The sequence below is a fragment of the Enterobacter sp. RCC_40 genome (assembly GCF_041360735.1).
Taxonomy (GTDB): domain Bacteria; phylum Pseudomonadota; class Gammaproteobacteria; order Enterobacterales; family Enterobacteriaceae; genus Enterobacter; species Enterobacter ludwigii.
Genome location: NZ_JBFUPR010000002.1, coordinates 734,008 through 754,713 on the forward strand (window position 1 = coordinate 734,008; position 20,706 = coordinate 754,713).

General features: G+C 56.6%; 19 protein-coding genes. 12 read left to right on the plus strand and 7 right to left on the minus strand.

All coding sequences use genetic code 11. From position 1 onward, the window contains the following. Positions 1-2 precede the first annotated feature (2 nt). The 11 genes from gspG to AB6731_RS11690 all read left to right on the plus strand — a co-directional run bounded on the left by gspG (position 3) and on the right by AB6731_RS11690 (position 10,909). Positions 3-452, plus strand: coding sequence for a type II secretion system major pseudopilin GspG (gspG, locus tag AB6731_RS11640; RefSeq protein ID WP_014169334.1), 450 nt, complete (start codon positions 3-5; stop codon positions 450-452). Then, complete coding sequence (gene gspH / locus AB6731_RS11645; protein ID WP_149376131.1) at positions 452-937, plus strand: type II secretion system minor pseudopilin GspH; 486 nt, start codon at positions 452-454, stop codon at positions 935-937. Before gspG ends, gspH begins: the two co-directional genes overlap by 1 nt. Continuing rightward, complete coding sequence (gene gspI / locus AB6731_RS11650) at positions 930-1,310, plus strand: type II secretion system minor pseudopilin GspI (protein ID WP_014169336.1); 381 nt, start codon at positions 930-932, stop codon at positions 1,308-1,310. The genes gspH and gspI overlap by 8 nt, the downstream gene beginning before the upstream one ends. Continuing rightward, positions 1,307-1,930 (plus strand): type II secretion system minor pseudopilin GspJ, encoded by a 624-nt coding sequence (gene gspJ, locus AB6731_RS11655; RefSeq protein ID WP_181240116.1) that lies wholly within the window; start codon positions 1,307-1,309, stop codon positions 1,928-1,930. Before gspI ends, gspJ begins: the two co-directional genes overlap by 4 nt. Beyond that, positions 1,927-2,937, plus strand: a complete 1,011-nt coding sequence (gene gspK / locus AB6731_RS11660; RefSeq protein ID WP_181240115.1) for a type II secretion system minor pseudopilin GspK — start codon at positions 1,927-1,929, stop codon at positions 2,935-2,937. Before gspJ ends, gspK begins: the two co-directional genes overlap by 4 nt. A gap of 15 nt (positions 2,938-2,952) precedes the next feature. Then, positions 2,953-4,086, plus strand: a complete 1,134-nt coding sequence (gene gspL / locus AB6731_RS11665) for a type II secretion system protein GspL (protein WP_182268396.1) — start codon at positions 2,953-2,955, stop codon at positions 4,084-4,086. After that, complete coding sequence (gspM, locus tag AB6731_RS11670; RefSeq protein ID WP_020884851.1) at positions 4,083-4,568, plus strand: type II secretion system protein GspM; 486 nt, start codon at positions 4,083-4,085, stop codon at positions 4,566-4,568. The genes gspL and gspM overlap by 4 nt, the downstream gene beginning before the upstream one ends. Beyond that, positions 4,565-5,362, plus strand: a complete 798-nt coding sequence (locus AB6731_RS11675) for an A24 family peptidase (protein WP_181240113.1) — start codon at positions 4,565-4,567, stop codon at positions 5,360-5,362. Before gspM ends, AB6731_RS11675 begins: the two co-directional genes overlap by 4 nt. 259 nt (positions 5,363-5,621) lie before the next feature. Beyond that, on the plus strand, positions 5,622-8,324 hold the full coding sequence (locus AB6731_RS11680; RefSeq protein WP_371006388.1) for a glycosyl hydrolase family 18 protein: 2,703 nt from the start codon (positions 5,622-5,624) through the stop codon (positions 8,322-8,324). Between the two features lie 170 nt (positions 8,325-8,494). Then, positions 8,495-8,935: a type III secretion system invasion protein IagB gene (gene iagB, locus AB6731_RS11685; protein ID WP_020884847.1), complete on the plus strand. Its 441-nt coding sequence runs from the start codon at positions 8,495-8,497 to the stop codon at positions 8,933-8,935. A 144-nt stretch (positions 8,936-9,079) separates the two neighbouring features. Then, a complete protein-coding gene (locus AB6731_RS11690; RefSeq protein ID WP_371006389.1) occupies positions 9,080-10,909 on the plus strand; it encodes a glycoside hydrolase family 19 protein in 1,830 nt (609 codons plus the stop codon). Positions 10,910-10,971: 62 nt separating this feature from the next. Here the strand turns inward: AB6731_RS11690 and AB6731_RS11695 are convergent, their stop codons facing one another. The 4 genes from AB6731_RS11695 to poxB form a co-directional block, all read right to left on the minus strand. Further along, complete coding sequence (locus AB6731_RS11695; protein ID WP_020884845.1) at positions 10,972-11,985, minus strand: NAD(P)-dependent oxidoreductase; 1,014 nt, start codon at positions 11,983-11,985, stop codon at positions 10,972-10,974. Positions 11,986-12,074: 89 nt separating this feature from the next. Then, positions 12,075-13,514: a DUF2867 domain-containing protein gene (locus AB6731_RS11700; RefSeq protein ID WP_371006390.1), complete on the minus strand. Its 1,440-nt coding sequence runs from the start codon at positions 13,512-13,514 to the stop codon at positions 12,075-12,077. Positions 13,515-13,524: 10 nt separating this feature from the next. After that, positions 13,525-14,526 (minus strand): low-specificity L-threonine aldolase, encoded by a 1,002-nt coding sequence (gene ltaE / locus AB6731_RS11705; protein ID WP_020884843.1) that lies wholly within the window; start codon positions 14,524-14,526, stop codon positions 13,525-13,527. Between the two features lie 38 nt (positions 14,527-14,564). Next, complete coding sequence (gene poxB, locus AB6731_RS11710) at positions 14,565-16,283, minus strand: ubiquinone-dependent pyruvate dehydrogenase (RefSeq protein ID WP_014169348.1); 1,719 nt, start codon at positions 16,281-16,283, stop codon at positions 14,565-14,567. A 151-nt stretch (positions 16,284-16,434) separates the two neighbouring features. Here poxB and AB6731_RS11715 point away from each other — a divergent pair, with 151 nt between their 5' ends. Next, positions 16,435-16,869, plus strand: a complete 435-nt coding sequence (locus AB6731_RS11715; RefSeq protein WP_371006391.1) for a DoxX family protein — start codon at positions 16,435-16,437, stop codon at positions 16,867-16,869. 58 nt (positions 16,870-16,927) lie between these two features. On the opposite strand, the gene hcr is transcribed toward AB6731_RS11715, so the two are convergent. The 3 genes from hcr to AB6731_RS11730 form a co-directional block, all read right to left on the minus strand. Beyond that, the gene (hcr, locus tag AB6731_RS11720; protein ID WP_047955294.1) at positions 16,928-17,896 is read right to left on the minus strand and encodes an NADH oxidoreductase; all 969 of its coding nucleotides are present in this window, start codon (positions 17,894-17,896) and stop codon (positions 16,928-16,930) included. A gap of 10 nt (positions 17,897-17,906) precedes the next feature. Then, positions 17,907-19,559 carry a hydroxylamine reductase gene (gene hcp / locus AB6731_RS11725; RefSeq protein ID WP_032677785.1) on the minus strand — a complete coding sequence of 551 codons (1,653 nt, stop codon included), beginning with the start codon at positions 19,557-19,559 and terminating at the stop codon, positions 17,907-17,909. Between the two features lie 144 nt (positions 19,560-19,703). Beyond that, on the minus strand, positions 19,704-20,603 hold the full coding sequence (locus tag AB6731_RS11730) for a lysine exporter LysO family protein (protein WP_020884841.1): 900 nt from the start codon (positions 20,601-20,603) through the stop codon (positions 19,704-19,706). Positions 20,604-20,706: the final 103 nt, after the last annotated feature.

The following is a 20,706-nucleotide window of genomic DNA, read 5'->3' on the forward strand; positions in this document are numbered from 1 at the left end:
TCATGGCTATAAAACGCAAACACCTGGCTCGCCAGGCGGGCTTCACCTTGCTCGAATTAATGGTGGTTATTGTTATTCTCGGCGTACTCGCGAGTATGGTGGTACCCAATTTAATGGGCAATAAAGAAAAAGCGGATACCCAAAAAGCGACCAGCGATATCGTCGCGCTCGAAGGCTCGCTGGATATGTATAAGCTGGATAATCACCGCTATCCCACCACCGAGCAGGGCTTGCAGGCGCTGGTCACGAAGCCAGAGATTGCGCCCATTCCCAACGGCTACCGTGCGGACGGTTATATCCGCCGCCTGCCGCAGGACCCGTGGGGCGGGGATTATATTCTGGTCAGCCCGGGTGAACACGGTGCCGTAGACGTTTTCTCCGCCGGTCCGGATGGCGAAGCCAATACCGCCGATGATATTACAAACTGGTCTCTGGATAAGAAAGAGAAATAATGAAACGTCAACGCGGCTTTACGTTGCTGGAAATTATTCTGGCGCTGGTGATATTTGCCAGTTGCGCCATGATGGTGGTTTCAACAATACCCTCACGCAGCGGTGTGGATATATTTGGTCAGCAATTAAAAGCCCTCGTTGATTATGGTTCAGACCGGGCAGTGATGGACGGAAATATCGTGGGGTTGGTTATGACCGCGGATACATACCGGCTGGTGACGCTCGAGGATAAAAACGGTGAACGTCACTGGGTGTCGTTATCCGCGGGGCGGATAACGACCCGGGGTGATTTCCCGCCGGAGATGCACGTCTCGCTCTCGCCGCAGCGTCTCGCCGCCACGGTGGCGTCCGAACCGCAGGTGTTATTTCTGCCGGACGGTGAAATCAGCCGCTTTACGCTGGCGCTGCAAAGCCGCGACAACGCGCACCATTTCCGCGTGGTGTCGCAAGGCGCGGCCCCTGTAACGGTAGAAAACGATGGCTAACGGCAAGAGAAAGCAAAAGGGGATGACTCTGCTGGAGGTGATGGTCGCGCTGGTCATCTTCTCCACCGCCGCACTGGCGCTGATGAACTCGGTCTCCCTGAACGTGCGTTTCACCCACGGGCTGGCCGATACATTGCAGGCCAGCTGGGTCGCCGAAAATCAACTGGCGGAGGCGCAGCTCAACAGACGTGATTTTCCTGACGCTGAAGCGCAGGGGGCAGAGGTCATGGGCGGGCGCAGCTGGGCCTGGCGAAAGCAGCGCGTAAAAACCGCGGCTAACGGCTGGGCGAATGCCATCCGCGTCTATGCAGAAGGCGATGAAAGCCAGCCGGTTATTTCACTGCAGGTCATCGCGCCGGGAGAGGAACCGTGAAGAAAATCCGACGCCAGCGGGGATTTACCCTGCTGGAGATCATGATTGCGCTGACCATTTTTGCGGTGATCAGCACCCTGGCCTGGCAAATCCTCGACGGGGCGATGCGCACCAGTTCGGCGACGGAGGCCAGCGCGGCAAAGCTCAATCAGCTTCAGCGTGCCTGGAGCCTGATGGAACGCGATTTCTATCAGCTTCAGGCGCGTGCGCCGCGCAACGAGCCGGATACATTTCGTCAGGGGGATGACGGCCTTGAGCTGACCACGCTGAACGGCGTGAGCGGAACCGTACAGCTGGAGCGCGTGCGCTGGCGGCTGGAAGAGGGGCGACTGTACCGGGATGTCTGGCCGGTGATTGACAGCCCGGCGGATGCCAGACCCGATGCGGTGCCGATTGTCGGCGAGGTGAAATCTCTGCAGTGGCGTTTTTACCGTCAGGGCTGGCAAAAAAGCTGGAACGACCCGGCACATCTGCCGGATGGCGTCGAGCTGACGCTGACGATGGAAAACGGGGAAACCTGGCGCTGGGTGTTTACGACGCCGGGCGATATCCCCGAGGCCGCCGCGCCAGCGCCCGCAGACGCACCTGCCGCGCCACCTTCAGCGGAAGCGACATCATGAAGGCTTTACGTAAACAGAAAGGCGTCGCGCTGCTGGTGGTACTGATCCTGCTGGTCATGATGTCGGCGCTGGCTGCCAGAATCAGCCAGCAGTTCTGCCGCAATCTGCAGAAAACCCATTACCAGGTGAGTCAGCAGCAGCTGCGCTGGGCCATGCAGGCTCAGGAGAAGGTGGTCAAAGATCGTCTGCAGAGCGACGCCAGCGGTGAGAGTAAATCCCTTACCCTGCAGGGTGACTGGCACCAGCCGCTGGAGACCCGGGGTGACGATTACACGGTGGTCAGCCAGGTGGAAGACGCCCAGGACTGCTTCAACGTGAATAACCTGCTGGCGGCCGATGACATCGCGCAGGGGCAAAATGCGCCCGCGGTGCCGGAAAAACCGCGAAAAGAGCAGATTGTTGAGCAACTCCTGACCGGGAGTGGCCTCAGCCAGTCCACGGCGCACGAGGTTTACTCGCAGCTGGTGGACTATCTGGATGGCGATACCACCACGGCCAGCGAGGGGGCGGAGAGCGATGCCTGGGCAGGCGTGGTGCCCCCCCGGCAGCCCGCAAACCAGATGATGCGCACGATCGCTGAGATCACGCTGCTGCCGGCATTTCCGGCAACGGCATACCGGAAGGTGAGCACGCTGCTGTGTGCCTTACCGGATACCGCCAGCAAGGTGGATGTGAACACCCTGAAACCGGAACAGGCCGCCTTACTGGCCGCCATGTTCCCCGGAAAAATAACGCAAGACGATGCCGTACGCCTGATTGAATCGCGACCTGAAACCGGCTGGGAAAATATGGAAACCTTCAGCAACGCGCTGGAGCAGGCCTTCCCGCAGGTGAAAGACGACCTTCCGCAGGTGGCCGGACAACTCTCCACCCAAAGCCGGTACTTCCGCGTTAACTATACCGGCAACACCGATGCGCTAACGCTTCGCGTGGTAAGCCAGCTTCAGGTCAATAACGAAGCCGGTGAGATCGTGACGTGGCAACGTCGTTACCGAATGATTGAATAAGAAAAGCAGATGGCTATGAAACAGGTACTTTTTGTTCGTCCCGACAGCCGTGAGGGCGGGAAAATAATGTGGTGTGCTTCCGGCAGCCAGCAGGTTGACGTTGTGGAGCGCCTTGACGCGCTGGCAGACCATCCTCTCGCGGCCCGGGTCTGTTTACTGTTGCCCGCGGGCAACATGATCTTCCGCCATTTTACGTTGCCGAAAAAAGTTGCCTCTCAGACGGCGGCGTTCTCGTGGCTGGCGGAAGAGACGCTCATTGGCGATGTGGACAACCTTCACTGGACGGTGCTTCACAAAAAGGGGGCCGACGTTGACGCGGTGGCGATTGATACCGATGTTCTGCGCGGGTGGTTAGCCCGTTGCCAGGAGGCCGGTTTGAAGGTGATTCAGGTGCTGCCGGATGCCTGGCTGCTGCCGGTGACGGCAGGAGGAAGCACGCTGGTTGCCCTGGATGACCGCTACTGGCTGCGCCTGTCGCCCCATGTCGCCAGCGAAATGGAGGCCAGCCTGCTGCCGCTGCTGATGCAAAAAACCCCAGACGGTGACGTGTGCTGTTACGGCGAACCGCCAGCCGGTGTCGGGGTGGATCTTCTGCACCCGTGGCAGCATCCGCTGGTGTTGATCCAGCCCCAGTGGCAATCCTGTCGGGTCACCCTCCTGCACGGTGAATTCAGCCCGAAGGCAGGGAAAGGCAGCGCGTCTAAAGGAATAAAAATCGCGATGGCGGCGGCGGGCCTGCTGTCTCTCGGGCTGTTGCTGGGCCCGCGGATCGCGATGGCCTGGATGCTGGTACAGCAGGAAAATCGGGTTCAGCAGGAGATCGTTCAGGTTTATCAGCACCATTTTCCCAGCATGCGCCAGCAGACCAATATCAAATACCACTTTGGTCAAAACATGAAAAAGCAGCACAAAGGGGTATTCCTGCAGCTGGATGATCTTGAGCAAGCCAGGCAGGCCGTACCCGCACTTGAGATCTCCCTGCTTGAGTACGATGCGCAACAAAATGCGCTGACCCTGAGCGTCAGTGCGCAAAGCCAGGCCGCACTGCAGTCGTTTGTGGAGAAAACAGGTGAGCATTTTGATTTCACCCTACAGCCTGTTTCTACCACTGCACCTTATACCGCCATGATCGCAGGGAAATATAAATGAAAGAGCGAATCACGAAGCTTACGTCGCGTTATCAACAATACAGCATCCGGGAGAAATATATTTTAAAAACCGGTGCCGTTGCCCTCCTGGCCGCGGCTGTTTATTACGCGGGCATGATGCCACTGGATAATATGATTCAAAATAGCAAATCAACGCTGACCCGACAAAAAGAGACGCTGAACTGGATGCGCAGAGAAATAGATAAACACCACCTTCCGGTGATGATCATTAAAACGGATAACCCGCGCACGGTGGTGGAGAACAGCGCTCATGAAATTAACCTTTCCCTGACGGAGGTGCGTCAGGACGGGCAAACCTTATCGTTCGTGGTGAACCGCGTAAACGTGTATGAATTAAAAAACTGGCTGCGGGAAATCAACCAGACCTCCGGCGTCAGGCTGCAAAAAATGAACCTTACGCCGGTCGATCACCTCAGTGACGTGAAAGCCGAAGTGCAGCTCACCTGGCGCAAAACCGCATGAACACCGTTGCGCTGATGCGGGAAGTCTACCCGGTGGGGTTCCCGGTGATGAGTGCGATCCTGGGCAGCATGGTGGGCAGTTTTCTGGGGGTTGTCGCCGAGCGCGTGCCGGGCATGGTGATGGAGGAGGAAGGCGCGGGCAACTTGCTGTTTCCGGCCTCTCACTGCCCGGTGTGCCAGCATGATCTTGCTGCCTGGGAGAATATCCCGCTGGTCAGCTGGCTAGTATTGCGCGGGCGCTGCAGGCAGTGCGGCACGGCCATCCCGCTGCGCTTATTGATGCTCGAACTCGTCACCGCGCTCTTTTTTGGCCTCACCGCCTTGTGCATTCCGGGCGAACCGGCGTTGTTCTCACTGTGGTTGCTGGCCGCGTTTCTGCTGCCGCTGGCGATGATTGACTGGCAGCATCAGTTGCTCCCTGACTGTCTGACCCAGCCGTTGCTGTGGGCAGGACTGTTGTTACACCTCGTTGACCACACGCTGCCGCTTAAGGATGCGCTGCTGGGGGCGGTGGCTGGCTACCTTTCGCTCTGGTCTCTCTACTGGGCATTTCGTCTGCTTACCGGACGAGAAGGATTAGGCTATGGCGATTTTAAACTTCTGGCGGCGTTAGGCGCCTGGTGTGGCTGGCAGGCACTGCCCACCCTGGAATTGATTGCCGCGTTAAGCGGTATTGTCGGATATTTCGCGACAACACATGCGAATAAAAATAACCGCGTTATTTCTTTCGGTCCTTATTTAGCTTTTGCCGGCATGACGGTTTTTGTTTATCAGGTTGCCTGTTCCACATTCTGAATACACCGGTCAAGTTTTTTTAGTGATTTTTTCGATTGGGGAATGAAAGGAATACAGTATTTATTCAGCGTATCGTTAAAGACATAAGCTTCACGGAATTCGAGCTTGTATCTTTTAATGGAGGAATACAGCGCGCCACAGAAATAGCGGTTAACGATTATTGCTTAAGTTGAAATTCAAAGTCTGTAAAAACTATTCCATGTTTTAAAGGAAGACATGGGTCATTAACGTTTACAAATAAATTTATCAGGAAATAAAAATGAAATTTATGAAGCCTAAATATCTGGCGCTTTTCGTTGCAGCGGCGTCCAGCTCTGCCTTCGCGGCGGCGCCAGGTACGCCAACCCTCAGCAGTGGCAATGATAAGTTTGCGATTGTTGAAGTTGACCAGGCAGCGCAAGACTATAACAGCCTTGTGAAAGTCCATGATGGCGCGGATGTGAAAGTTGAGTGGAACGTCTGGAGCGGCGATGCGCCAACCTCGGCGAAAGTACTTCTGGATGGTCAGGCCGTGTGGAGTGGTGCCGCAAGCGCCTCCGGGTCAGCCACCTTCAAAGTGAAAAAGGGCGGACGCTATCAGGAGCAGGTTGAACTCTGTAACGCCAGCGGGTGTTCTAAAAGTGCCAGCAAACTGATCATCGTGGCGGACACGGACGGGAGCCATCTGCTGCCGCTGAACACCACCCTGAAGGAAAATAACAAAACTTTCTCTCAACATACGGACAAAGTGGTGGGTGCCTATTTCCCTGAGTGGGGCGTCTATGGGCGTGAGTTCCCGGTGGATAAAATCCCTGCGGCGAACCTGAACCACATTTTGTACGGTTTCATTCCGATCTGTGGCGGTGATGGCATCAACGACGGGTTAAAAACGGTTGAGAACGGCAACAGCTTCGCCGCGCTGCAGCGCGCCTGTGCGGGCCGTCAGGATTACACCGTGGCCATTCACGATCCGTGGGCGGCATTGCAAAAACCGCAGGCCGGCGTGACCAACTGGGACGACCCCTACAAAGGTAACTTTGGTCAGTTGATGGCGCTGAAAAAAGCCCATCCGGATCTGAAAGTGCTGCCTTCCATTGGCGGCTGGACGATGTCCGATCCGTTCTTCCAGATGCATGATTCAGCGATCCGCGCGCGCTTCGTCTCTTCCGTGAAAGAGTTCCTGAAAACCTGGAAATTCTTCGACGGGGTCGATATTGACTGGGAATTCCCGGGGGGTGGTGGTGTGTCGGAAAATCTTGGCAACCCTGCTCAGGACAAAGCCACCTATACCGCGGTGATGCACGATCTGCGCGCGATGCTGAACGAGCTGTCTGCAGAAACGGGCCGTACGTACGAACTGACCACCGCCATTGGTTCCGGTAAAGACAAAATTGAAGACGTGGATTACACCACGGCGCAGCAGTACCTCGACCACATCTTCCTGATGAGCTACGACTTCTACGGCGGCTGGAGCAATACTGATCTCGGCCACCAGGCGGCGTTGCACGGCGCGGAGTGGAAACCGGACACCAACTACACCACTGAAAACGGCGTGAACGCGCTGCTGGAGCAGGGCGTGCAGCCGGGCAAGATTGTTGTGGGGGCGGGCATGTACGGTCGCGGCTGGACCGGCGTTCATGGCTACACCGGCGACAATCCGTTCACCGGTACGGCAACGGGCGCGGTCAAAGGCACCTGGGAACCGGGCGTGGTTGACTACCGTCAGATTGCGAACGAGTACAAAGGCAAGCCAGGCTGGGAATACAAATACGATGCCGCGGCAGAAGCGCCGTATCTGTTCAATAAAGCCACCGGCGATCTGATTACCTATGAAGACGCGCGTTCTACCACGGCAAAAGGTAAGTATGTGCTGGCGAAAAACCTGGGCGGTCTGTTCTCCTGGTCCATCGACTCGGACAATGGCGACATCCTCAATGCGATGAACGAAAGCCTGTTGGGCGGCGGTTCAACGCCGGTTGATCCCGTTGTCACCAACCATGCGCCGATCGCTGCGGCTGCCGATCAGACCGTGACCGGGCCTGTTACCGTCACCCTTGATGGCTCTGCGTCTAGCGATCCGGACGGCGACGCCATTACCTATAAGTGGACCCAGATTTCCGGTCCAGCCGTGACCCTTACCAACAGCACGAAAGCCAAAGCCTCCTTCGGCGCGGCGGCAGTGACTCAGAACCAGACGCTCTCCTTCCGCCTGACGGTGAAAGATGCGAAAGGCCTGACGAACGCCATTGATGTTCAGGTCGTGAACAAAGCACCTAAAGCGAACCAGGCACCGGTGGTCAACCCGATGGAAAGCATCACGCTGCAGGCGGGTGAAACCTATGCCCTGCATGCGCAGGCGGCCGATCCGGATGGTGACGCGCTGACCTATGCCTGGAGCGTGCCGGCGGACATGAACGCAACCGGTACTGACACCGCGAACGTGAATATCACCGCACCGGCTGTCGCTTCCGATTCCACCTACACCCTGAGCGTGGTGGTCAGCGACGGTAAAACCAGCGTTCAATCGAACGTGCAGGTTATTGTCACGCCAAAAGCAGCCGATGAGGTCACGCCGCCATCTGACGAGGTAACACCACCAGCCGATGAGGTCACGCCGCCATCTGACGAGGTGACACCACCTGCCGATGAGGTCACGCCACCTTCTGATGAAGGCTCTGCCACCGGCAGTTGTGATGCACCTGTTGATGCCAATGCCAGCCAGTACCCGGCCTGGAGTGCGAGCAAAATCTACAACAGTGGTGACACCGTGAGCGCCGACAACCTGGTGTGGAAAGCGAAGTACTGGACACAGGGCAATAAACCTGGCTTTGACGCGGATGCGTGGGAGCTGGTCAGCCAGGTGAAAATGAACTGGCGTTCAGATGTGGTTTACAACGGTGGCGATACGACCACCTACCAGGGGTATGTCTACCGTGCGAAATGGTGGACCCGTGGTGATAAACCAGGTAACAGCGATGTATAGGTGAAAGAAGGCGCGTCAGCAGACTGCAAATAACCTTCTAAGCCTGAGGTTGCGGGTTTGATATCGCCTGCAATCGTTGACCACACCCCGTTTCGGGTGTGGTCAACCCCTTTCGGAATAAGACAGCGTGCGCAAGGAGAAGGATCGTCAGTAAATAAACAGGTAATGAGATGAAACGCTTTTTATTGTTATTGCTTATTTTAAGTCAGAGTGCGGCAGCAAATTGCTGGGATAAAGCGGCGCATTATTATCATGTCGATCCGTATTTATTATATGCCATTGCGCAGGTGGAATCTGGTATGAATCCGAATGCCGTGGGGTGGAATCAGGATGGCTCGCGGGATGTGGGATTAATGCAGATTAACAGCACGCATTTCAGCGAACTGCAGCGCCAGGGCATTGACGAGAACCGGCTTGTGACCGAGCCCTGCACCTCCATTATGGTGGGCGCGTCAATACTGTCGACGATGATCAACGTATATGGCTATAACTGGGAAGCCGTCGGGGCTTATAACGCGGGAGTGAAAAAAGAGAATTATTCAAAGCGTATGAATTATGCCCGCAAGGTCTGGGCGAAATATCAGGAGATAAAACCTCGTTCCTCTTATTAATTCTGCTTTTTGTTTTTTGAAGCGTACCCAGAGGTGCGCTTCAGAAAATGAAAAATTACCGCACTCTTTGGTTTATTTATTAAGGGAATAATACATAAACCGTGATTGCATTAACCCTTGTTGCTATATATAGGATGAGTTGAAATGACCAAAAGGACCTTACTGAGCGTGCTCGTTGCGGGTGCATGCATTGCGCCTTTCATGGCACAGGCTGCGACGCTGCAGGCAACCACCAGCGAGCCGTTCACCCTGAAAGCCAGCGATCTGGCGAAGAAAGAACAGGAACTGACTAACTTTCCACTGATGGCGTCGGTTAAAGACACCATTCGTACGCTGGATAATGCCCAGGTTGAGCTGATTGAGCCAGGCCGTGCAGCGAACCCGGATAACGTTAAACGCGTTGAAGGCATTGTGAAGGCCAGCGACTGGGAATACCTTTTCCCGATGCGAGCGCAGTCCTACACCTACAGTAACTTCCTCAAAGCGGTGGGCAAATTCCCGGCGCTGTGTAAGACCTACAACGACGGCCGTGACAGCGACGCCATCTGCCGTAAAGAGCTGGCCACCATGTTTGCCCACTTCGCACAGGAAACCGGCGGCCACGAAAGCTGGCGTCCGGAAGCCGAATGGCGTCAGGCGCTGGTTCACGTTCGCGAAATGGGCTGGACCGAAGGGCAGAAAGGCGGTTACAACGGCGAATGTAATCCTGATATCTGGCAGGGACAAACCTGGCCGTGCGGCAAAGACAAAGACGGCGATTTCGTGAGTTACTTTGGCCGTGGGGCAAAACAGCTGTCTTATAACTACAACTACGGTCCGTTCTCTGAAGCGATGTTCGGCACTGTCCGCACGCTGCTCGACAAGCCGGAGCTGGTGGCTGACACCTGGCTGAACCTGGCAAGCGCCATCTTCTTCTTCGCCTATCCGCAGCCGCCGAAACCGAGCATGCTGCAGGTTATTGACGGCACCTGGCAGCCAAACGATCATGACAAAGCCAACGGCCTGGTTCCGGGCTTCGGCGTGACCACCCAGATCATTAACGGTGGCGTAGAGTGTGGCGGCCCGACTGAGATTGCCCAGTCTGAAAACCGTATCAAGTACTACAAAGAGTTTGCGAAGTACCTGAAAGTGCCTGTCCCGGCAAATGAAGTACTCGGCTGTGCCAACATGAAGCAGTTCGATGAAGGCGGCTCCGGTGCGCTGAAGATTTACTGGGAGCAGGACTGGGGATGGAGTGCCGATACGCCAGACGGTAAAACGTATTCCTGCCAGCTGGTCGGTTATCAGACGCCGTTCAGCGCCTTTAAAGAGGGTGACTACACGAACTGCGTGAAGAAATTCTATAACGTCAACATTATCAACGATGACGGTTCCGCCGTGACGCCGGACGAGCATCCGGTCACTCCGGCACCGACGCCATCGGAAGATGAAACCCCGGCACCGGCACCGGTTCCGGACGAAACGCCGGCAGAACCGACCGTGGTGAACCACGCACCGGTCGCGCAGATTGCGGGCCCAATCGGTGCGGTGGAAGCGGGCGCGCAGGTATCCCTGAGCGCAGAAGGATCCACTGACCAGGACGGCAACACGCTGACCTACACCTGGCGTTCACAGGATGGCCAGACGGTCACCGGTGAAGACAAGGCGGTGGTGACCTTTACCGCGCCAGAGTCTGCGACGGCTCAACAGTACGAAGTCAGCCTGACCGTGAGCGATGGCGAGCTGAGCAGCACCACTTCCTATCTGCTGAACGTTAAAGCGAAAGCCACGACGCCGTCTGAAAACGACGGTACCTCAGGTGCTTACGCCGCGTGGAGCGCGAACAGCAAGTACAAGGCAGGCGATATCGTGGATAACCACGGTAAACTGTTCCAGTGCAAACCGTTCCCGTACAGCGGCTGGTGTAACAATGCCCCGGCGTACTACGAGCCAGGCGCGGGTCTGGCGTGGTCAGACGCCTGGACGGCGCTGTAAAACAAAACGGCAACCTTCGGGTTGCCGTTTTCGTCTCTGTTCTCTGAGATGAGCGCGCTCAACTAGCGATGCAATTTGCCGTGGTCACGCAGCCAGGCGGCAGTTCGCACAATCCCTTCATCCAGGGAGACAATCGGCTTATACCCCAGTTCGTTTTCTGCGCGGGTGATATCCAGCGTAAAATCAAAGTTGAGCTTTGACACACCGTAGTGCGTCAACGCAGGCTCTTTCGCCGATTTACTCCCAAGACGCTCCATACTGCGGGCAATCATATCCAGCATCGGGTAGGGCACGGAACGAATACGGCAGTCGATTTGCAACTCGTCAATCAACCTTTGCACGATGCTGCGCAGCGTGCAGGGCTCACCGTTGGTGATATTGTACGCGCGACCGGAAATCAGGGTATCGCAGTCCGGCTGGCTTGCCAGCCACATGGCGTGGACCGCATTTTCGTAGTACGTCATATCCACCATCGCATCGCCACCGCGGGGCAGCAGCACGCTGCCGTAGTGGTGCATCATCTGCGCCAGACGCGGGATAAACACTTTGTCATGCGGGCCGAACAGGCTCTGAGGACGCAATACGGTAAAACGGGTGTGCGGGTTCGACTGCGCCAGCAGATCGATCACCTCTTCGCTGGCCGCTTTACTGCGGGCAAACTCACAGGCAAAGCGCGCCGGGCGAAAATCTTCCTGCACGTCGCGGTGATGGTGATAGTCGAAATAGAGAGACGGGGAGGAGATATGAATAAAGTTACGCACGCCCCAGGCCACGGCCCATTCACCCAGACGACGGGTGGCACGCACGTTGGCGAGGTCAAAAGCTTCCTGGGTACCCCACGGGGAGGTAAAACTGGAGCAGTGCCACAGCGTATCGATACCGGCCAGCATCACCTTGGCCTGAGAGGAGACCAGCTCCGTCAGGTCGGCATGGACAAACTCTGCGCCCATTTTTTGCAGCAGTTTACCCATCGCTTCGTTGCGACCGGTGGCCCTGACGCTGATGCCTTTGTTGCGCAGAAACTCGACCGCATTTCGGCCTAAGCCGCTGGTCGCCCCGGTAACCAGTACCTTCATATCAATCCACTGTGTTGAAAAAGAATTTCGTGCGCATTCTTTCGTGAATTACGGCGGGTTGCAATGGGAAAGGTGAAAGAATAAGAGTTTTATTGAGTTATTTTCGTCTTTTGTTCTGCCAGCTGCGCGATACGTTTCGCCATTCCGCGAAAGATAAACAGGTGAGCGGGGATCATTAACAACCAGTAGAAAAGCCCCGGCATCCCGTGCGGATGCCACCAGGCACGAACGTCCAGTTCACGATGGTCGCCTTTGTCTTTTAGCGTAAAGCACAACCGTCCCAGACCGGGCGCTTTCATGCCAAACAGCAGCGCCAGCTGTTTTTCGGGCTCGACGATAATTACCTTCCAGCTGTCAACCGTATCGCCTACCGCAAGATACGGGTGCGCAGGACGGCCTTTCGCCAGCCTGTGTCCTGCCAGCAGATCCAGTGCGCCACGGGTTTGCCAGAGGATATTGCCGAAGAAATAGCGTTCTTTGCCGCCAATCTGATTCACCACCTCCCACAGGTCCGCCAGACTGGCCGGGGTGTTCACCGTGCAGCCCGCCTGTTTAGGAAAGTAACCGTACTCAGGCCGCCAGCGGGCAAACGCCTGGGCGTCGTAGCCCCAGTCGCTGGAGTTCATCAGCTGTTCCTCTTCCTTGAGCGTATTGCGTATCGCGTCATCGAAACGGATCAGCGTCTGGGGGATCAGCGCACGCAACGCACGATCGTCGGCCAGCAGATCGTGTTTGAGCCCCTGGATCAGCGCTTTTGCGGTCGTCGGCGGCACGGACGTAATGACGTTTAAAAACCACACCGAGATCCAGCGGGTAGGGAAGGGAATGGGGATCAGCCAGCGTCGGCGGCCGCTGACACGCATAAAATGTTCGAACTGTTGCTGGTAGCTCAGCACTTCCGGGCCGGCAGCCTCAAGCACACGGTGTTGCTCAGCCGGATGGTCCAGCAGGGCCACCAGATAATGGCGTAAATTTTCCAGCGCAATCGGCGTGGTGCGCGATCGCACCCAGCGCGGCGGGGTAAGCACCGGCAGGTTGTATACCATGTCGCGCATCACTTCGAACGCGGCGGAGCCGGCCCCGACGATGATCCCCGCCCGCAGTTCGGTGACGGGAATATTGGCGCCGCGCAGGGTCTCAGCCGTGAGCTGACGGGCGCGAAGATGATCGGACTGCTCGTTAGCAGGCGCCTGCAGCGAGCTTAAAAAAATCACCTGCTTCACCGGTGTGCGCAACAGCGCGTCGCGGACGTTCATCGCCACCTGACGCTCGTGGGCGATAAAATCGCCCCCTTCGCCCATGCTGTGAACAAGGTAGTAAAGCGTGTCGACCCCTTCCAGTAACGCCGGCAGCGTCGTGGGCCAGTTGAGATCGACGTTGTGACAGGTCACCCCGGGCAGGTGCAGTTTTTGCAGACGCTCCGTGTTGCGTGCCACGGCCAGCACCTGGTGTCCCTGCTGACTTAACGCAGTGGTGAGATGCTGACCGATATACCCACTGGCACCGAGTACCAGAATACGCTGCGGCACGCTCTGCTCCTTAGCGCTGTAAAAACGCCTGCCAGTGTTTCACCACGTCTGCCAGCTGCTGACGATTAACGTCTAAGTGCATAACCAGGCGTACCACCGGCGAGGCGTTGATCAACACGCCACGGGCTTTCATAAACTCACCCAGCGCGGCAGCGTGCTCTTCGCCCACGCGAATGAACAGCATGTTGGTATCGTGGCGCATAACGTCTGCACCAATCTCGCGTAGCTGTGCGGCCATCCACGCGGCGTTTTCATGATCGTCTTTCAGGCGGGCCACGTTGTTTTTCAGGGCGTACAGTCCGGCTGCTGCCAGAATACCGGCCTGGCGCATCCCGCCGCCGGTCATCTTACGCCAGCGGACCGCGCGTTTGATGTAGTCCGCATTGCCCACCAGCAGCGAGCCAACGGGCGTCCCCAGCCCTTTAGACAGGCAAATAGTGAACGAATCGCAATACTGCGCGATGTCTTTCAGCTCGCAGCCATACTCCACCACGGCGTTAAAGATGCGCGCGCCGTCCACGTGCAGCCCGAGTTTGCGCTCGCGGGTGAATTCCCACGCTGCTTTCAGGTACTCGCGCGGCAGCACTTTGCCGTTGTGGGTGTTTTCCAGACTGAGCAGCCTGGTGCGGGCGAAATGCACATCATCGACTTTGATTTTCGCCGCGACCTTGTCGAGGGGCAGGGTGCCGTCCGGGGCGGCATCAATCGGCTGAGGCTGAATGCTGCCCAGTACCGCCGCACCGCCTGCTTCGTACAGGTAATTGTGCGCGCCCTGACCGGCAATATACTCTTCACCGCGTTCGCAGTGGCTGAGCAACGCCACCAGGTTGGCCTGGGTGCCGGATGGCAGAAACAGGGCGGCCTCTTTACCGCTTAGCTCGGCGGCATAACGCTGCAGCGCATTCACCGTCGGATCGTCACCGTAGACGTCGTCCCCGACCGGGGCGGCCATCATCTCTTCGAGCATGGCGCGACCCGGACGGGTAACGGTATCACTGCGTAAATCAATCATTTCACATCCCTTTAATTTAAGAGGTTATGTGAAATGTTTTACCTGAGCCAGTTGGTTTTTGCCAGTTCGATTACCTCATCACCGCGTCCGCTGATGATGGCGCGCAGCATATAGAGGCTGAATCCTTTGGCCTGCTCGAGTTTAATCTGCGGTGGGATCGCCAGCTCTTCTTTCGCCACCACCACGTCCACCAGTACCGGACCGTCGATGGAGAAGGCGCGCTGCAGGGCTTCATCGACTTCTGAGGCTTTCTCTACGCGAATACCGGTGATGCCGCAGGCTTCAGCGATGCGCGCGAAGTTGGTGTCGTGCAGCTCGGTGCCGTCCGTCAGATAGCCACCTGCCTTCATCTCCATCGCCACAAAGCCCAGCACGCTGTTGTTAAAGACCACGATTTTCAGCGGGAGCTTCATCTGCACAACCGACAGGAAATCGCCCATCAGCATGCTGAACCCGCCGTCGCCGCACATCGCCACCACCTGACGCTCTGGTGCGGTGGCCTTGGCCCCCAGCGCCTGCGGCATGGCGTTGGCCATCGAACCGTGGTTGAATGACCCCAGCAGACGGCGTTTGCCGTTCATCTTCAGATAGCGTGCTGCCCAGACGGTCGGGGTGCCCACGTCGCAGGTAAAAATGGCGTCGTCGTCCGCGAAATGGCTAATTTGCTGCGCCAGATACTGGGGATGAATGGCTTTGTCGCTCGGTTTGGCAAGATCGTCCAGTCCTTTGCGTGCATCGCGGTAATCACTGAGGGCTTTGTCGAGGAACTTCCGGTCGGTTTTTTCTTCCACCAGCGGCAGCAGGGCGGCGAGGGTGGATTTGATGTCCCCTACCAGCGCCATATCGACTTTACTGTGGGCACCAATACTGCCCGGGTTAATATCAATCTGAATGATTTTGGCATCCGTCGGGTAAAACGCGCGGTACGGGAATTGGGTGCCGAGCAGGATCAGCGTGTCGGCATTCATCATGGTGTGGAAACCGCTAGAAAAACCGATCAGTCCGGTCATGCCCACGTCATACGGATTGTCATATTCGACGTGCTCTTTGCCGCGCAGGGCGTGAACAATCGGGGATTTTAACTTGCCGGCAAATTCCACCAGCTCTTTGTGCGCGCCTGCACAGCCACTGCCGCACATCAGGGCGATATTGCTGGAGTAACGCAGCAGCTGCGCGAGCTTTTTGAGCTCTTCTTCAGCCGGCGTGATGACAGGCTGTGGGGCGTGATACCAGTGCGAACTGGCACCTTCAGGCGCGGCCTTCAGCGCCACGTCACCGGGAATAACGACCACCGAAACACCGCGGTTAAGCACGGCTTTGCGCATTGCAATGGCCAGAACCTGAGGGATTTGTTCTGGTGAGGAAACTAATTCGCAATAGTGGCTGCATTCACGGAACAGCTCCTGAGGATGCGTCTCCTGAAAATAGCCGCTGCCGATTTCGGAAGAAGGGATGTGGGCGGCAATCGCCAGGACCGGTACGTGATTGCGGTGGCAGTCAAACAGACCGTTGATCAAGTGAAGGTTGCCCGGACCGCACGATCCGGCGCAGACGGCCAGTTCACCCGTAACCTGCGCTTCCGCCCCAGCCGCGAAGGCGGCAACCTCTTCATGACGGGTTGGCATCCATTCAATGGTCTTCATCTTATTGAGGCTATCGCTCAGCCCGTTCAGGGAGTCGCCGGTTACGCCCCAGATGCGCTTTACGCCTGCCTGCTCGAGGGTTTTTGCTATGTATGCAGCCACGGTTTGTTTCATGGGTGTCCATCTCCTTTAAGTGATATCGCTTACAAGCTTAGAAGAAAGTCACTGTATTGCCGCGCTTTCCCCCTTATTAAAAGGTGCTTTTCACCCGCAATGATTCGGCATAATCTGGTCATCACACAGATGAAAACAGGAATCATTTCAAATGGTTAAATCATTGTTAATTGCTGTTAATGAAAAGCTATCGTGCGACGATGCCGGCAAACTCTTGTTACGACTTGCCGTCGGTGGGCTGATGCTTTTTCACGGTTTACACAAGTTATTGGGTGGCGTGGGGTTCATCAGCGGCATGCTGGTGGAAAAAGGATTACCGGGGTTTATCGCCTACGGCGTGCTCATTGGCGAAGTGGTGGCGCCTGTCCTGATTATCGTGGGGCTTTTTACGCGCCCGGCGGCGCTGGTGCTGGCGTTTACCATTATTGTGGCGTGGCTGATGGTCGGGACGGGGGAAACCTTTGCGCTGGACGCGGTAGGTGCCTGGGCGATTGAGAGCCTGGTGTACTTCTTTATCGGTGCGCTGGCGATAGCATGCTTAGGCGCTGGGCGTTTTGCGTTGGGGAAAGCGCCGGTCTGGCGGTAGGCGTACTAACAGGGGGGTAAACGCGAGCGCTTACCCCCGTCATTCGCGCGTTGGCTGATTATGCCAGCACAAGATCGCCCTGTGGATGACACGAGCACGCCAGCACGTATCCGTCGGCGATTTCTGCCTCGGTCAGGGTCATGGTGCTCGTCACGGTGTACTCACCGGAGACCACTTTGGTCTTGCAGCAGCCACACACGCCAGCACGGCATGCTGCCACCACCGGCACGTTGTTGCTTTCCAGCGCGTCCAGTAGCGTGGTGCCGACCCGGCCAAAGAAAGTCTGAGCAGGCTGCAGTCTGGTGAACGTAATTCCGCTGGTTGCCGCTTCCGCGACCGGGGTGAAGAACTGCTCTTTGAAGAAGCGGGTCACGCCCAGCGCTTTCACGTCCTGCTCAACGATATCCATATACGGCGCCGGCCCACAGGTCATCACGGTACGTTCCGCGAGATCCGGGACGCTTTGCAGCAGTTCGCGGCTCAGACGTCCGGCGACAAAACCGTGGGTTGCGTTATGTTCCGCCACCAGCGTCACCGGATAGTTACGCCACTCTTCGGCAAAGATCACATCTTCCGGCGAGCGCACGCTGAAGATCACCTGAACATCAGCCTGCGGACGGTTTTTCGCCAGCCAGCGACGCATTGACATGATCGGCGTGACGCCACACCCGGCGGCCAGCAGCAGGAATTTATCTTCCGCTTTATCGTCACAGGTGAAATCCCCGTGTGCGTCCGACAGCCAGAGGTAATCCCCGCGCTTCACGTCCCGGGTAAGCCACTGCGAGCCTGCGCCATCATCGATACGGCGGATAGTGAGCGTGATGTACTCGCTCACGCCCGGCGTTGAGGAGATCGTGTAGGCGCGCAGCGTGTCCGCTGAGTTGCGGACACTGACCAGCGCATACTGACCTGCACGGTACGGATAGTAGTCATGGCACAGCAGGGACAGCGTCCACACATCCGGCGTCTCCTGATGGATGTGATGAACCTGCATCCGCCACGGACATTGTGAGGTTGGCATGGTCATGAATAACTCCTTACGCGCTCAGCAGCTGCTGCATATCTTCTTCTACGGTGGTCACGGAACGCAGACCAAACTTCTCGTTCAGCACGGCCAGCAGATCCGGTGTCAGGAAGCCGGGTGCGGTGGGGCCGGTCACAATGTTGGTCACACCGAGAGAGAGCAGGGTCAGCAGGATGACAATCGCTTTCTGTTCAAACCAGGAGAGCACCAGCGACAGCGGCAGATCGTTGACGCCGCAGCCCAGTTTTTCCGCCAGCGTGACGGCCAGAATGATGGCAGAGTAGGCATCGTTACACTGACCCGCATCGACCAGACGTGGCAAACCTTCAATGTTGCCGAAGTCCAGCTTGTTGAAACGGTATTTACCGCACGCCAGCGTCAGGATCAGGCAATCTTCCGGTACGCTGGTGGCGAAATCGGTGAAGTAGTTACGCTCACCGCGCGCGCCGTCACAGCCGCCAATCAGGAAGATATGGCGCAGTTTTTCACGGCTCACGAGGTCAATCAGTGAATCCGCGGCACCGAGCAGGGTTTCGCGACCAAAGCCGACGGTGATCAGATGTTCGATTTCGCTGTACGGGAAGCCACCCATCTGCTGCGCCTGGGCAATGACCGGGCCGAAATCATCCCCTTCCAGGTGGCTCACACCCGGCCAGCCAACGATGCTGCGGGTCCAGATGCGGTCGTCATACGCGCCAACGGTGGGGTCGATGATGCAGTTAGAGGTCATCACGATGGGGCCCGGGAAACGGGCGAACTCAACCTGCTGGTTCTGCCAGCCGCTGCCGTAGTTCCCGACCAGGTGTTTAAATTTACGCAGTTCCGGGTAGCCGTGTGCGGGCAGCATTTCGCCGTGGGTATAGACGTTAACGCCCGTGCCTTCGGTCTGCTTCAGCAGGTTATAGAGGTCTTTCAGGTCATGGCCGGAGATCAGGATGCACTTGCCTTCGGTCGCTTTAACGTTAACCTGCGTCGGTGTCGGGTGGCCGTAGGTGCGGGTTTCACCGGCATCCAGAATACGCATCACGTTGAAGTTCATCTGGCCGATTTCCATTGAACATTCGAGCAGCGGATTCATCTCGGCAGGCCAGGTACCCAGCCACGCCATGATTTTGTGGTACTGAGCATAGATAGCGTTATCGTACTGGCCCAGAACGTGCGCGTGTTCCATATAGGCCGCGGCCCCTTTCAGGCCGTACAGGCAGAGCAGACGCAGGCCGAGAATGTTCTCGCCAATCGCCGCTTTATCTTTGTTGGGGGTGAATTCTGCTGCCTGACGCTGCAGCTCGCCCAGGTCGTCGCTCACCAGCTGCAGGTCTGCCATTGGGTTTTCTACCCGTGCGTTGGCATCGGCGCTCAGGCACTGCGCTTTCAGCGCTTCACGCAGCGCAATTGCTTCGCGGGCATAGCCGACGATGCGCGGGGAATCAAAGTTAACGTTAGTCAGCGTGGAGAAAAAGGCGCGGGGGGCGAAACTGTCTACATAGTGGTCAATAATGCCATATTCGCGGGCCTTGAATGCCCATGCGGAAAGGCCTTGCAGGGCGGCAATCAGCAGATCCTGCAGGTCTGATGTTTCTGCGGTTTTGCCGCACATACCTTGCGCATAAGAGCAGCCATTGCCTGCTGGGGTACGGATGGTTTGTTCACATTGCACACAAAACATAATCACACCTGTTAAAGTTATATTTGATATACATGTTTGAGATTATGCCTGTGACTGAACGGTGAAAAGGGCTTTCTTCTACAAAATAGAGGGAGATTGATTTAGCGCAATTTTGGCGGCAGAAAGCCTACCGCCAGAGGAGTATCAGGCGGAGAAAAACGCCATCAGAACGGGAACCAGCAGGCTCAAAATAAAGCCGTGTACGATGGCGGCAGGCACCATCTCCAGCCCACCTGAACGCTGCAGAACCGGCAGGGTAAAGTCCATCGACGTGGCGCCACACAGCCCCAGTGCGGTCGAGCGACTGCGGCGCACCAGGCCCGGGATCAGCATAATGGCAATTAATTCTCGCGCCAGGTCGTTAAAGAAGGCGGCGCTCCCGATGACCGGACCGAACGATTCGGTCAGCAGAATACCGGAAAGGGAATACCAGCCAAATCCGGAGGCCATTGCCAGACCGGTTTTTAACGGCAGGCCGAGAATAAAAGCGTTAATCACGCCCGCCACCAGTGAGCTAATGACGACGATAACCGCGACGATCATTCCACGGCGATTAAGGACAATCTGTTTCAACGTCATGCCATTATTTCGCAGCTGAATACCGATAAGGAACAGCAGGAAAATGAGGGTATATTCACTGGCTTCCGTCGCGTGCTGTAAAAAATTCCATCCGCTCAACCCAAGAACAAAACCCAGCACTACGACGCCGCATAATTTTAAAGATTCCAGCGCCATTGCAATTCGTGACGGCAGTTTTTCCTGATGGTGGTGATTTTTCCACGGAATAGTGCGCTCAAGCCAGAAAAGTGCGGCAATATTGCACAGCAAAATAACGGCGCAGGTGACGACAGAATAATGCAGGATCGCCAGCAGATTGGTGGCCAGATTATCCAGAAACGCCAGGCTTATCCCCATAAAGAAAAGAATGACGTAGACAATCCAGCTCAGAAAACGGTTGATAAGCCGTAACGCGGATTCGCGATGCAGCGGGATAAGGTAGCCCACAATCAGAGGCAGCAGAATGATGAGGAGTCCTGAAAACATGAACAACGGGTCCTTGTGAATATCTGTTAAGCGCCAGAGACACTACCCAATAAACGTTGTCAGGTAAAGGAGCAACAAAAAAGCCGGGTGGCAGCAACGCCTG

Coding starts and splice junctions, on each gene's coding strand:
- gspG (WP_014169334.1), top strand. CDS start 3: ATGGCTATAAAACGCAAACACCTGGCTCGCCAGGCGGGCTTCACCTTG.
- gspH (WP_149376131.1), top strand. CDS start 452: ATGAAACGTCAACGCGGCTTTACGTTGCTGGAAATTATTCTGGCGCTG.
- gspI (WP_014169336.1), top strand. CDS start 930: ATGGCTAACGGCAAGAGAAAGCAAAAGGGGATGACTCTGCTGGAGGTG.
- gspK (WP_181240115.1), top strand. CDS start 1,927: ATGAAGGCTTTACGTAAACAGAAAGGCGTCGCGCTGCTGGTGGTACTG.
- gspL (WP_182268396.1), top strand. CDS start 2,953: ATGAAACAGGTACTTTTTGTTCGTCCCGACAGCCGTGAGGGCGGGAAA.
- gspM (WP_020884851.1), top strand. CDS start 4,083: ATGAAAGAGCGAATCACGAAGCTTACGTCGCGTTATCAACAATACAGC.
- AB6731_RS11675 (WP_181240113.1), top strand. CDS start 4,565: ATGAACACCGTTGCGCTGATGCGGGAAGTCTACCCGGTGGGGTTCCCG.
- AB6731_RS11680 (WP_371006388.1), top strand. CDS start 5,622: ATGAAATTTATGAAGCCTAAATATCTGGCGCTTTTCGTTGCAGCGGCG.
- iagB (WP_020884847.1), top strand. CDS start 8,495: ATGAAACGCTTTTTATTGTTATTGCTTATTTTAAGTCAGAGTGCGGCA.
- AB6731_RS11690 (WP_371006389.1), top strand. CDS start 9,080: ATGACCAAAAGGACCTTACTGAGCGTGCTCGTTGCGGGTGCATGCATT.
- AB6731_RS11695 (WP_020884845.1), bottom strand. CDS start 11,985: ATGAAGGTACTGGTTACCGGGGCGACCAGCGGCTTAGGCCGAAATGCG.
- ltaE (WP_020884843.1), bottom strand. CDS start 14,526: ATGATTGATTTACGCAGTGATACCGTTACCCGTCCGGGTCGCGCCATG.
- poxB (WP_014169348.1), bottom strand. CDS start 16,283: ATGAAACAAACCGTGGCTGCATACATAGCAAAAACCCTCGAGCAGGCA.
- AB6731_RS11715 (WP_371006391.1), top strand. CDS start 16,435: ATGGTTAAATCATTGTTAATTGCTGTTAATGAAAAGCTATCGTGCGAC.
- hcr (WP_047955294.1), bottom strand. CDS start 17,896: ATGACCATGCCAACCTCACAATGTCCGTGGCGGATGCAGGTTCATCAC.
- hcp (WP_032677785.1), bottom strand. CDS start 19,559: ATGTTTTGTGTGCAATGTGAACAAACCATCCGTACCCCAGCAGGCAAT.
- AB6731_RS11730 (WP_020884841.1), bottom strand. CDS start 20,603: ATGTTTTCAGGACTCCTCATCATTCTGCTGCCTCTGATTGTGGGCTAC.